The 12,156-nt window shown below is 69.5% G+C and carries 7 protein-coding genes; 4 read left to right on the top strand and 3 right to left on the bottom strand.

Annotation, left to right across the window (positions count from 1 at the left end):
• Window positions 1-235: 235 nt before the first annotated feature.
• The 3 genes from NUG20_RS19205 to NUG20_RS19195 all read right to left on the bottom strand — a co-directional run bounded on the left by NUG20_RS19205 (window position 236) and on the right by NUG20_RS19195 (window position 8,138).
• Window positions 236-3,367, bottom strand: coding sequence for an efflux RND transporter permease subunit (locus NUG20_RS19205; protein ID WP_263395991.1), 3,132 nt, complete (start codon window positions 3,365-3,367; stop codon window positions 236-238).
• Window positions 3,368-3,527: 160 nt separating this feature from the next.
• Window positions 3,528-6,749 carry an efflux RND transporter permease subunit gene (locus tag NUG20_RS19200; protein ID WP_263395990.1) on the bottom strand — a complete coding sequence of 1,074 codons (3,222 nt, stop codon included), beginning with the start codon at window positions 6,747-6,749 and terminating at the stop codon, window positions 3,528-3,530.
• 141 nt (window positions 6,750-6,890) lie between these two features.
• Complete coding sequence (locus NUG20_RS19195; RefSeq protein WP_263395989.1) at window positions 6,891-8,138, bottom strand: efflux RND transporter periplasmic adaptor subunit; 1,248 nt, start codon at window positions 8,136-8,138, stop codon at window positions 6,891-6,893.
• Between the two features lie 287 nt (window positions 8,139-8,425).
• On the opposite strand from NUG20_RS19195, the gene NUG20_RS19190 reads away from it, so the two are divergent.
• From NUG20_RS19190 to NUG20_RS19175, 4 genes are all read left to right on the top strand, one after another.
• Window positions 8,426-9,736: a M20 family metallopeptidase gene (locus NUG20_RS19190; protein WP_263395988.1), complete on the top strand. Its 1,311-nt coding sequence runs from the start codon at window positions 8,426-8,428 to the stop codon at window positions 9,734-9,736.
• 200 nt (window positions 9,737-9,936) lie between these two features.
• Window positions 9,937-10,755: an NADPH-dependent 7-cyano-7-deazaguanine reductase QueF gene (queF, locus tag NUG20_RS19185; RefSeq protein ID WP_263395987.1), complete on the top strand. Its 819-nt coding sequence runs from the start codon at window positions 9,937-9,939 to the stop codon at window positions 10,753-10,755.
• A gap of 111 nt (window positions 10,756-10,866) precedes the next feature.
• A complete protein-coding gene (locus NUG20_RS19180) occupies window positions 10,867-11,160 on the top strand; it encodes a LysM peptidoglycan-binding domain-containing protein (protein WP_263395986.1) in 294 nt (97 codons plus the stop codon).
• Between the two features lie 58 nt (window positions 11,161-11,218).
• Window positions 11,219-11,749, top strand: coding sequence for a hypothetical protein (locus NUG20_RS19175; protein ID WP_263395985.1), 531 nt, complete (start codon window positions 11,219-11,221; stop codon window positions 11,747-11,749).
• Window positions 11,750-12,156 lie beyond the last annotated feature (407 nt).

Genomic DNA, 12,156 nt, shown 5'->3' with positions numbered 1-12,156 from the left:
GAGGGGAGAAGGGGCGCACCCTAGTCCCTCTCCCGCCGGGAGAGGGGTTGGGGTGAGGGTACGGCGCGAAGCGTCTCGCGGAGTTCTGGAGCACGAGGCTGCGCCCGTACCCTCATCCGCCCCTGCGGGGCACCTTCTCCCGAGAGGAGAAGGGTCGCAGCCTAGCCCCTCTCCCGCCGGGAGAGGGGTTGGGGTGAGGGTCCGGCGCAAGCGCCGCGCCGATACCTCGCGGCGACTAGTGCGATGCGGCCGGTTGCCCCGCCGCACGCGTCAGGCGTCGCGCACGGCGCCGGGCGCGGCGCGCCCGCCAGCGTTCGCGCAGGCAGGAGAAGATCACGTACAGCGCCGGCGTGCTGAGCAGGGTCAGGCTCTGCGAGATCAACAACCCGCCGATCATCGCGATGCCCAGCGGGCGGCGCAGCTCCGAGCCTTCGCCCAGCCCGACCGCCAGCGGCACCGCGGCCAGGATCGCCACCATCGTGGTCATCATGATCGGGCGGAAGCGCACCACGCAGGCCTCGCGCACCGCGTCCAGCGGCGACTTGCCGTGCTCGCGCTCGGCGACCACGGCGAAGTCGATCATCATGATCGCGTTCTTCTTGACGATGCCGATCAGCAGCACCAGCGCGATCATCGAGATCACCGACAGTTCGGTGTTGGTGACCCACAGCGCCAGCAGCGCGCCCATGCCCGCGGCCGGCAGCGTGGACAGGATCGTCACCGGATGCACCAGGCTCTCGTAGAGCATGCCCAGCACGATGTAGACCACCACGATCGCCGCCAGCACCAGGACCAGCATCGAGTTCGGCTGCAGCTGCACGCCGAAGCCGCCGCCGTCGGCGATGCGGATGTCGCCGGGCATGCGCAGGCCGTCGACGGTGGCCTTGATGATCGCGTCGCCTTCGCCGGTGCTCACCCCAGGCGCCAGGTTGTAGCTCAGGTCCATCGTCGTGTACTGGTTCTGATGGGTGATCTGCGGCGGCGCCAGGCCCGGCACCTGGTGCGCCACCGCGGTCAGCGGCACCATCGCGCCGCTGCGCGTGGGCACGTAGATCCGGTCCAGCGCCGCCGGCGTGGCGGTCTGCTCGGGCAGCGCGTTGACCACCACGCTGTACTGGTTGAGGTCCGAATAGATGGTGGAGATCTGGCGCTGGCCGAACGCGCCGTACAGCGCACCGTCGATCGCGCCGATCGACACGCCCAGGCGCGCGGCCTGGGCACGGTTGATGACGATGTTCTGGCGCAGGCCGGCGGTATCCACATCGGTGCCGACATCACGCAGCTTCGGGTTCTGCTTCAGCGCCGCCTGCAGCTTGGGCAGCCACTCCTGCAATTGCGCGTTGTCGTTGCCCTGCAGCGAGACGCGGTACTGCGCGCCCTGGCTGGTGCCGCCGCCGCCGTCGCTGGGCAGGTCCTGGATCGCGCGCAGGCGCAACTGCAGGTCCGGGTAGCGGTCGGCCTTGGCGCTGAGCCGCGACAGTACCTGCGCGGTGGTCTCGGTGCGGCCCTCGTCGCGGGTCTTGAGCTCGATGTTGAAGCTGGCGCTGGAACCCTGGCGGCCGCTGCCCAGGCGCGCGCCGACGATCTTCACCGCCGGATCGGACATCAGCATGTCGGTGATGCGGCGCTGGCGGTTGACCATGTCGGCGAAGGACACGGTGGCGCTGGAACTGGCGCGGCCCCAGATCAGGCCGGTGTCCTGCGCGGGAAACGACCCCTTCTTCACCGCGCCGGCCAGGAACACCGTGGCGGCGATCAGCAGCAGCGGGGTCAGCGCCAGCAGCAGCGCGTGGCGCAGCGAGAAGTCCAGCGCGCGGGTGTACACGCGCAGCATGCCGGCGTGCACGCGGTCCAGCCAGGCGCCGAAGCGGCTCGGCCGTTCCGGTTCGGCGTGCGCGGACAGGAAGCGGCTGCACAGCGCCGGGGTCAGGGTCAGCGAGACCACCGCCGAGACGCAGATCGCCGCGACCAGGGTCACGGTGAACTCGCGGAAGAACGCGCCGATCATGCCGCTGGCGAACAGGAGCGGGATGAACACCGCCACCAGCGAGGCGGTGATCGAGACGATGGTGAAGCCGATCTCGCGCGCGCCGGCCAGCGCCGCGTCCAGCCGCGACATGCCCTCGTCGAGGTGGCGCATGATGTTCTCGATCACCACGATCGCATCGTCGACGACGAAGCCGATCGCGATCACCAGCGCCAGCAGGCTCAGGTTGTTCAGGGTGAAGCCCATCACGTACATCGCCAGCGCCGCGCCGGCCAGCGACAGCGGCACGGTGGCCGCGGCGATCAGCGTCGGCGCCAGCCGGCGCAGGAACAGCGCCATGGTCAGCACCACCATCGCCAGGCTGATCAGCAGCGTGGCCTGGACTTCGTTCAACGAGGCGCGGATGGTCGGCGTGCGGTCGAAGTAGGCGGACATCCTGGTGCCCGGCTGCAGGTAGCCGCGCAGCATCGGAATCTGCGCCTTGACCCGGTCCACCGTCTCCACGATGTTGGCGCCGGCGCGGGTGAACACGTACATCACCACCGCCGGCCTGCCGCCGAACCAGGCGGCCTGGTAGGCGTCCTGCTGGCCGTCGTAGACGTTGGCCACGTCGCGCAGGCGCACGGTGCGGCCCTCCTGCTGCGAGATCACCAACTGGCCGAAGTCGGCGGCCTTGGCCACCGAATCGTTGGCCACGATCGCGGTGGTGGAGCTGCCGTCGCTGAGGAAGCCGGTGGGCGAGGTCACGTTGGCCGCGCGCACCGCATTGCGCAGGTCGTCGGGGGTCAGCCCCATCGCGTTGAGCGCGCGCAGGTTCACGTCCACCCGCACCGCGGGGGTGGAGGCGCCGCCGATGTCGACCGAGGCCACGCCGCTGATCTGGCGCAGGCGCTGCGCCAGCAGCGAGTCGGCGACGTTGTACAGCTCGTCGGCCGACTGCGTGTCCGAGGTCAGCGCGATGGCGATGACCGGATCGTCGTTGGGATTGGCCTTCTGGTAGCGCGGCGTGGACAGGCCCGAGGGCAGGTCGGCCTGCGCGGCGTTGATCGCGGTCTGCACGTCCTGCGCGGCCGAATCGATGTTGCGGTCGTTCTGGAACACCATGAACACCTGGCTGTTCCCCTCCGAACTGGAGGAGCGCATGGTGTCGATGCCGGGCAGCTGGCCCAGGTGCCGTTCCAGCGGCGCGGTGACCGTGGCGGCCATGGTCGAGGCGTCGGCGCCGGCCTGGCTGGCCTGCACGAAGATCACCGGGATGGAGATGTTCGGCAACGCCGCCACGCCCAGGCGCAGGTAGCACATCATGCCGATCACGAACAGGCCGATGGCCATCAGCGCGGTGCCGATCGGGCGGCGGATGAAGGGGGCGGAGAGGTTCATTCTGTCGGGACCGGGGACCGGGTTGCCGGGACCGGGGACCGGGGACCAGGGACCCGAAGAACGGAAGTCGGTAGAGCCTCGGATCGCGATAGCGCGCTTTTCCGGGTCCCCGGTCCCCGGTCCCCGGTCCCGATGGCGGCAGCCGCGACAACGACCATGCTCATGCCTGCTGCCCCGCCGCCACCGCCCGCCGCTCCCGATACGCCCGCAGCCGCTCCGATGCGCGCTCCATGTACAGGTAGATCACCGGTGTGGTGTACAGCGTGACCAGCTGCGACAGCAGCAGGCCGCCGACGATGGCGATGCCCAGCGGGCGCCTCAGTTCCGAGCCGATGCCGTCGCCCAGCGCCAGCGGCAGCGCGCCCAGCATCGCCGCGGCGGTGGTCATCATGATCGGGCGGAAGCGCAGCAGGCAGGCGCGGCGGATCGCGTCGTGCGCGTTGGCGCCTTCGCGGCGCGCGTCGATCGCGAAGTCGATCATCATGATCGCGTTCTTCTTGACGATGCCGATCAGCAGCACGATGCCGACGATGCCGTCCACCGACAGGCTCAGCCCGCACAGCATCAGCGCCAGCAACGCGCCGACGCCGGCCGGCGGCAGCGTGGAGATGATGGTCAGCGGATGGATGTAGCTCTCGTAGAGCACGCCGAGCACGATGTAGATCAGCACCACCGAGGCCAGCAGCAGCCACACGATGTCGGTCTGGCTGCCGGTGAATTCGGCGGCCTTGCCGATGAACTCGGCATGCAGCTGCGGCGGCAGCTGCAGCTGCGCATTGGTCTCTTCGATCGCCGCCACCGCCTGCGACAGCGAGTAGCCCGGCGCCAGGTTGAACGACACCGTCACCGCCGGCAGCTGCTGTTGGTGGCTGACCACCAGCGGTGTGGTGGTGAGCTTGGCCTCGGCCAGCGCGGACAGCGGCACGGTGCCGCCGCTGCCGACGGCGATGCCGGTGTTCTGGTTGCCGATGCCGGTGGCGGTGGACGAGTTGCTGGAGGTGGTCTGGCCGAAGTTGGTGGCGTTGCTGGCGGTCAGCGCGCCGCTGCCGTTGCTGGCCACCGCCAGCTGCTGCAGCAGTGCGGTGCTGGTGCGGAACTGCGGCGCCACTTCCAGCACCACGCGGTACTGGTTGAGCTGGGTGAAGATGGTGGAGATCTGGCGCTGGCCGAAGGCGTCGTACAAGGTGTCGTCGATGGTCTGCATCGGCACGCCGAGCGCGCTGGCCTTGTCCCGGTCCACGGTCAGTTCCAGCGCGCGGCCCTGGTTGGCCAGGTTGTTGTCCACGTCGGCCAGTTCCGGACGCTTGCGCAGCGCCTCGGTCAGGCGCGCGGCCTGGGTCGCCAGCTCGGCGCTGTCCACGTCCGACAGCGAATACTGGTATTCGGTCGCGGCCACGCGCGTGTCCAGGGTCACGTCCTGCACCGGCTTCAGGTACAGCGCCACGCCCGGCAGTCCGGCCACGGCTTTCTGCAGCCGCGGCAGCACCTCGTCCAGGCTGTCGCGGTCGCCGCGGGTCTTCAGCACGATGCTCAGCTGGCCCTGGTTGAGGGTGGGGTTCATCGAGCCGGCGCCGATGAACGCGGCCACGCCGGTCACCGCCGGATCGCGGCGCAGCGCCTCGGCCACCGCCTGGGTGCGCTGCTGCATCTGCGGGAAGGCCACGTTCTGGTCGGCCTGGACCACGCCGGTGATCAGCCCGGTGTCCTGCTCGGGCAGCAGGCCCTTGGGGATCACCACGTACAGCACCACGGTCAGCACCATCGTCGCCAGCGCGATCATCAGGGTCAGCGGCTGGTGCCCGAGCACCCAGTCCAGGGTGCGCTCGTACAGCGCCACGGTGCGCGTCCACACGGTGGTCTTGCCGGCCGCGGCCGCGCGCTCGTGCGCGTCCTCGCCTTCGGGCAGCGCGTCGGGCTTGAGCAGGTAGGCGCACATCATCGGCGTCAGCGTCAGCGACACCAGCATCGAGATCACCACCGCGATCGACAGCACCCAGGCGAACTCGTGGAACAGGCGCCCGGTCACGCCCGGCATCAGCAGCAGCGGCAGGAACACCGCCACCAGCGACACGGTCAGCGACAGCACGGTGAAGCCGATCTGCTTGGCGCCGATCTCCGCCGCCTCGCGTCCGCTCTTGCCCTGTTCGATGTAGCGCACGATGTTCTCGATCATCACGATCGCATCGTCGACCACGAAGCCGGTGGCCACCACCAGCGCCATCAGCGACAGGTTGTCCAGCGACATGCCGGCGAAGGCCATCACCGCGAAGGTGCCGGCCAGCGACAGCGGCACCGCCACCGACGGGATGATCGTGGCCCACAACCGGCGCAGGAACACGAAGATCACCGCCACCACCAGGCCGATGGTCAGGATCAGGGTGAACTTGACCTCGTGCACCGAGGCGCGGATGGTTTCGGTGCGGTCGGAGAACACGTCCAGGTGCACGCCGCTGGGCAGCACCGCCTGCAGCTGCGGCAGGATCGCGCGGATCTGCTCCACCGTCTGCACGATGTTGGCGCCGGGCTGGCGGCGCACTTCCAGCAGCACCGCCGGCTTGCCGTCGGCCCAGGCGGCGAGCTGGTCGTTCTCCACCCCGTCCACCACCTGCGCCACGTCCGACAGCCGCACCGGCGCGCCGTTCGTGTAGCTGATGATGGTGTCGCGGTAGTCGGCGGCGCTGGACAGCTGGTCGTTGGTGCCGATGCTGTAGGACTGGGTCTTGCCGTTGAGCGAGCCCTTCGGCGCGTTGACGTTGGTCTCGGTCAGCGCGCTGCGCAGCGCCTCCATGGTCAGGCCCATGTTCGACAGCTGCGCCGGGTTGACTTGGATGCGCACCGCCGGGCGCACGTTGCCGGCGATCGACACCAGGCCCACGCCCGGCACCTGCGACAGGCGCTGCGCCAGGATCGAGTCGGCGTAGTTGTTGACCTCGCGCAGCGGCAGCGTGTCGGAACTGAGCTTGAGGGTCAGGATCGCCGCATCGGCCGGGTTCACCCGGTTGTAGACCGGCTGGTAGGGCAGCGACGAGGGCAGGGTGGATTGGCGGATCGCCGCCTGCACGTCCTGCGCGGCGATGTCGATGTCGCGGTCCATCGCGAACTGCAGGATGATCGTGGACAGGCCCGCCGACGAGTCGGAGGTCATCATCTGCAGGCCGGAAATCTGCCCCAGCTGCCGTTCCAGCGGCGTGGTCACCAGCGAGGCCATGGTGCTGGCGTTGGCGCCGGGATACTGGGTGGTCACCACCAGGCTGGGCGCGTCGATCTCCGGCAGCGCCGACACCGGCAGCTGCCGGTAGCCGAGGATGCCGAGCAGCAGCACACCGGCCATCAGCAAGGTGGTGGCGATCGGGCGGCGGATGAAGATCGTCGAAAAGCCCACGGGGGTGTCCTTGCTCGGAAGTCGGGAGGGAGCGGGTCGATCTGCGGCGGGTGCGCGGCGCGCGCTGCCTGCGGCGGCGGTGCAGCCGCGCGGCGTGCGTGCGCGCAAGCGGACGCGGGGCGCCAGGCCCCGCGCCGTGGCTCAGCGCGGTCCGCCGCCGCGACGGCCGCCGCCGTCCTTGCGCTGCTGCTTGTGTTCGGCCGCCTTCAGCTCGGCCTCGGTCGGCTGCGGCGGCGCCTGGCCCGGCTTCAGCGCGGTGACCTTGGCGCCCGGCTTGAGCCGGAACTGGCCTTCGGTGACCACCCGCTCGCCGGCCTTCAGGCCCTGCACCAGTTGCACCTGGCTGTCGCCCACTTCCACGCCCTGCTTGACCGTCTGCATCTTGACCGTGTTGTCGCCCTGCACCACGTACACATAGTCGCCGTCCGGGCCGCGCTGCACCGCCTGGGTCGGCACCACCACGCCGTTGGCCAGCGTGCGCAGGGTCAGCCGCACGTTGACGAACTGGCCCGGCCACAGCGCGTTGTCGCCATTGGGGAACTCGGCGCGGACCTTGAAGGTGCCGGTGTCGCTGCTGATCTGGTTGTCGACCACGTCGACGCGGCCGTCGCCGGCGATCACGTGCGCGTCGGTGCGGTCCAGCGCCGCCACCGTCAACGGTCCGGCCGCCTGCGCCTCGCGCAGGCCCTGCAGCTCGCGTTCGGCCAGGTTGAACACCACGTAGATCGGATGGATCTGGGTGATGGTGACGATGCTGCTGCTGGTGCTGACGATGTTGCCCACGTCCACGCCGCGCAGGCCGGTGATGCCGTCGATCGGGGACAGGATGCGGGTGTACTGCAGCTGCACCTGCGCCGCGCGCATCGCCGCGTCGTTGGCGGACACCGCCGCCTCGTACTGCGCCACCTGGTTGCGCTGCGTGTCCAGGTCGGTCTTGGCCACGTACTGGCGGTAGGCCGGCGAATCGGAGCGCTGGAAGGTGGAGCGGGCGGTCGCCAGCAGCGCCTGGTTCTGGCGCTTGCTCGCCGCGGCCTGGTCGTAGCTGGCCTGCAGCGAGCGCGGGTCGATCTGCGCCAGCAGGTCGCCCTTCTTCACTTCCTGGCCCTCGCGGAAGTTCAGGCTCATCAGCTGGCCGCCGACCTGCGGGTTGATGGTGACCGTGTTGAGCGCGGTCACCGTGCCGTTGGCGGTGGCGTAGATCGGCACCGCCTGGCTGCTGGCGGCGACCACGGTGACCGGGACCGGCGCGGCGTCGTCGCCATCGCCGGCCATGCCCGCCCCGCCCCGGCCCTCACCCTGGCCAGTGCCGCCGCGCAGGAAATGCGCGCCCACGCCCACGACGAGCACCGCTGCGACGATCAGCAGCGCAATCTTCCAGAAACGCGACATCCGGGGGAACTCCTGTGGCGAGGCGGGGTGGGGGACCCTCCCGCAGTGGCTGGTGCGACGAGCGGTGCAGCATATCGCTGGCGCACCGCGATTGGACCATGACTGAAGGGATGGGCGCGCCCGTCGGCGGCAACGGGTACTGGCAACGGCAACGCACCGGCGCGGTCTCGGTTGACACGGATTTCTAAGGGGTTTTTCCGCCGCGGCCGGGCGCCGGCCGGTGTATGTCCGCCGCCAATGCAATACATTGACTGAACGCCCTGCGACCAACCCACCGGAGATCGTCCATGCCGCGCCTGTCCTGCCTGCTGTCCGCGATGCTGCTCGCCGTCCCCGCGCTGGCCTGCGCCCAGTCCGCCGAACGCCCGGAAGTGGCGGCCGCCGCCGCCAAGCTGCAGGCCAAGGTGGTGGACTGGCGACGCGACTTCCACCAGCACCCGGAGCTGTCCAACCGCGAACAGCGCACCGCGGCCAAGGTCGCCGAGCGGCTGCGCGCGCTGGGCCTGAAGCCGCAGACCGGCATCGCCCACCACGGCGTGGTGGCGATCATCAAGGGCGGCTTGCCGGGGCCGAAGGTCGCCCTGCGCGCGGACATGGACGCGCTGCCGGTGACCGAGCAGACCGGCTTGGCGTTCGCCTCCAAGGCCACCGCCGAGTACCGCGGCGAGACCGTCGGGGTCATGCACGCCTGCGGCCACGACGCCCACACCAGCATCCTGCTGGGCGTGGCCGAGGCGCTGGTGGCGATGCGCGCGCAGCTGCCGGGCGAGGTGATGCTGGTGTTCCAGCCCTCCGAGGAAGGCGCGCCGGGCAACGAAGAGGGCGGTGCCTCGCTGATGCTCAAGGAAGGCCTGTTCCGCGACTTCAAGCCCGACGCGATGTTCGGCCTGCACGTGTTCTCCAGCGTGCAGGCGGGCAAGATCGCGGTGCGCGGCGGCCCGCTGATGGCCGCCTCGGACCGCTTCAGCATCAAGGTGATCGGCCGCCAGACCCATGGCTCGGCGCCGTGGAACGGGATCGACCCGATCGTCGCCAGCGCCGACCTGATCGGCGCGGCGCAGACCGTGGTCAGCCGCCGCGCCAACATTTCCCGGCAGCCGGCGGTGGTCAGCTTCGGCGCGATCAAGGGCGGCATCCGCTACAACATCATTCCCGACGAGGTGGAGATGGTCGGCACCATCCGTACCTTCGACGAGGGCATGCGCCAGCAGATCTTCGCCGACCTGAAGACCGTCGCCGAGCACACCGCCGCCGCGCACGGGGCCAAGGCCGAGGCGCACGTGCCCGACCAGGACGGCAACCCGGCCACGGTCAACGATCCGGCGCTGACCGCGAAGATGCTGCCCAGCCTGCAGGCGGTGGTCGGCGCCGGCAACGTCTACGAACCGCCGCTGCAGATGGGCGCGGAAGATTTCTCGTTCTACTCGCAGCAGGTGCCGTCGATGTTCTTCTTCGTCGGCGCCACCGGCCCCGGCATCGATCCGGCGACCGCGCCGAGCAACCACTCGCCGCAGTTCCTGCTCGACGAATCGGCGCTGGACGTGGGCCTGCGCGCGCTGCTGCAGGTGTCCCTGGACTATCTGGGGATGAAGCGGTGATTCGGGAGTCGGGATTGGGGATTCGTCAACGCGGTTGCCAGGTGCGGAGATAGCGCCGCACGCCCTCGCATTTCTGGATCTGGATGGATTGGCCAAGCCGCAGCTCGCGCGGTGCGCTTTTACCAATCCCGAATCCCGATTCCCCAATCTCGGCCCTCCATACACCTTCCAGCCAGACCGCCCCCGCTAGACTGACGGGCATGAACACCCCCCAGGATTCCAGTCTCGGCCGCGAGGTCGCGTATCCCTCGCAGTACGATCCCGCGCTGCTGTTCCCGATCCCCCGCGCCGGCGGCCGCGCCGAGATCGGCCTGGACGCCGCGCCGCTGCCGTTCTACGGCCTCGACCGCTGGCATGCCTACGAACTGGGCTGGCTGGACGCGCACGGCAAGCCCTGCGTGGCCACCGCCACCTTGCAGGTGCCATGCACCTCGCCGCAGCTGATCGAATCCAAGTCGCTCAAGCTCTACCTCAACTCGCTCAACGCGATGCGCTTCAACAGCGCCGAAGCGGTGCGCGCCTGCATCGTCACCGACCTGTCGGCGCGCGCCGGCGCCGACGTGACCATGGAGTTCGGGCTGCCGCCGGTGGACCCGCTGGGCGACGGCGAGTCGCTGGATGTGTTGGACATCGCCATCGACTGCTACGGTCCGCCACGTCCGCAGTACCTGCTCGCCGCGGCCGACGACATCGTCGAGGAGACGCTCAGCAGCGAGCTGCTCAAGTCCAATTGCCCGGTCACCGGGCAACCGGACTGGGCCACGCTGAGCGTGCGCTATCGCGGCGGCCGCATCGACCGCGAAGGCCTGCTGCGCTACCTGATCAGCTTCCGCGAGCATGCCGGCTTCCACGAGCAGTGCGTGGAGCAGATCTTCCACGACCTGATGACCCGCTGCCGCCCGCAGTCGCTGCAGGTCGAGGCGCGCTACACCCGCCGCGGCGGCCTGGACATCAATCCCTGGCGCGCCACGCTCGACGTGGCCGAGCCGATCGCCTTCCACCGCGATCCGCGCCAGTAGCGCGCAGGCTGAATAGCGCCGGCGCCATTCACGGCTGCGCGATCCGCTTTTAACAAATCCTGTGCAACCGTGGCCGCATCCCATCCACGCACATGCACGGAGCCACACGCGATGAACAGCGACAAGCGCGCCGATTTCTCGGCAGTCACCGCCAAGGTGGACACTACCGCGGAGGTCACGCCGAAGGCGGATTTCTCCGCGGTGCAGTCGCACGTGGACACCACCGCCGAACAGGTGCAGCAGGTCTACGTGGTCAAGCCGGGCGACTCGTTGTCCAAGATCGCCAAGCTGCACTACGGCGACGGCAACGCCTGGACCCGCATCTTCGAAGCCAACCGCGACGTGCTCGACGACCCGGACAAGATCTATCCGGGCCAGACCCTCAAGCTGCCGCCGCGCGCCTAGCGTGGGCATGGCCAAACGCATTCGCCTTCCAGTCATTCCATCAAGGAGCGCCACCTACATGAAGATCCATTCGAAGACGTTGACGTCGCCGCTGCTGCTGGCCCTGGTCGGCACGCTGGCCCTGGCCGGTTGCAAGAAACAGGATCAAGACCAGAACGTATCGCAGGATCCCACTTCCTCCGCGCCGACCGAGGAGATGCCGGGCCCGTCCGACGTCGCCAAGACCCCCGAGCAGACCGCGCCCGCCGCGGCGAACGCCGGAACGGTGACCGTGTCCGCGGTGACCGTGGGCAACACCGCCGGCGCCGACAAGGCCGTCGCGCCGCTGACCACGCTGGGCAGCAAGGACAAGATCATCGTCTCGGTGAAGACCGAAGGGTCTTCCACCAACACCAGCGTCGGCGCCCGGCTGTTGTTCCAGGACGGCCAGACCGCCGGCGAACACAACGAAACGCTGACCACCGCCGGCGCGGAAACCACCAATTTCGAATTCACCAACGGCAACGGCTGGCCGGCCGGCAAGTACAAGGCCGAAGTCACCGTGAACGGCCAGCCGGCCGGCACGCCGCAGGAATTCGAAGTCAAGTGATGCGCACCGTGCATCGCTAAGTCACACGGTCACGGATCGCGCCTGCCGACTCTCTCCCGGCCGGCGCGGCACGCTGGGCGCAGCCGCGAGGCTGCGCCCTTTTTTATTGCGCGCTGTGTGCCGGCTCGACATCGCCAGCGCACCTGCAGCGTTGCTGCGGTCGCGTGGCGCGATCGCACTCGACCCAGACCGCGCTGCGCAACACCGCAGCCGCGCGCACCGGCGTCGGCCATGCGCCGGCGCATGGCGTCCCCGCTGCGCTTGCCCTTGATGGTGCCGGCAGGGCCCGCAACGCCGTGCGCCGCAGTGCGTTCCATACGCATGCGCAGGGAGCGCGCGCCGCCTTGCGCCGCAAGCGATGACGGAATTTGTCCCGGACGCCAGCGCAAGCCATTGCGGCCATGCCG

Origin of the sequence: Xanthomonas sp. CFBP 8443, assembly GCF_025666195.1 — a bacterium.
Classification (GTDB): domain Bacteria; phylum Pseudomonadota; class Gammaproteobacteria; order Xanthomonadales; family Xanthomonadaceae; genus Xanthomonas_A.
The sequence above is the reverse complement of the archived record's forward strand: the minus strand, read 5'-3'. Positions and strand labels throughout refer to the sequence as shown.

Bases quoted from the DNA above. Each gene is read 5' to 3' on its own strand.
- NUG20_RS19205 (WP_263395991.1), bottom strand. From the start codon at position 3,367: ATGAACCTCTCCGCCCCCTTCATCCGCCGCCCGATCGGCACCGCGCTG.
- NUG20_RS19195 (WP_263395989.1), bottom strand. From the start codon at position 8,138: ATGTCGCGTTTCTGGAAGATTGCGCTGCTGATCGTCGCAGCGGTGCTC.
- NUG20_RS19190 (WP_263395988.1), top strand. From the start codon at position 8,426: ATGCCGCGCCTGTCCTGCCTGCTGTCCGCGATGCTGCTCGCCGTCCCC.
- queF (WP_263395987.1), top strand. From the start codon at position 9,937: ATGAACACCCCCCAGGATTCCAGTCTCGGCCGCGAGGTCGCGTATCCC.
- NUG20_RS19180 (WP_263395986.1), top strand. From the start codon at position 10,867: ATGAACAGCGACAAGCGCGCCGATTTCTCGGCAGTCACCGCCAAGGTG.
- NUG20_RS19175 (WP_263395985.1), top strand. From the start codon at position 11,219: ATGAAGATCCATTCGAAGACGTTGACGTCGCCGCTGCTGCTGGCCCTG.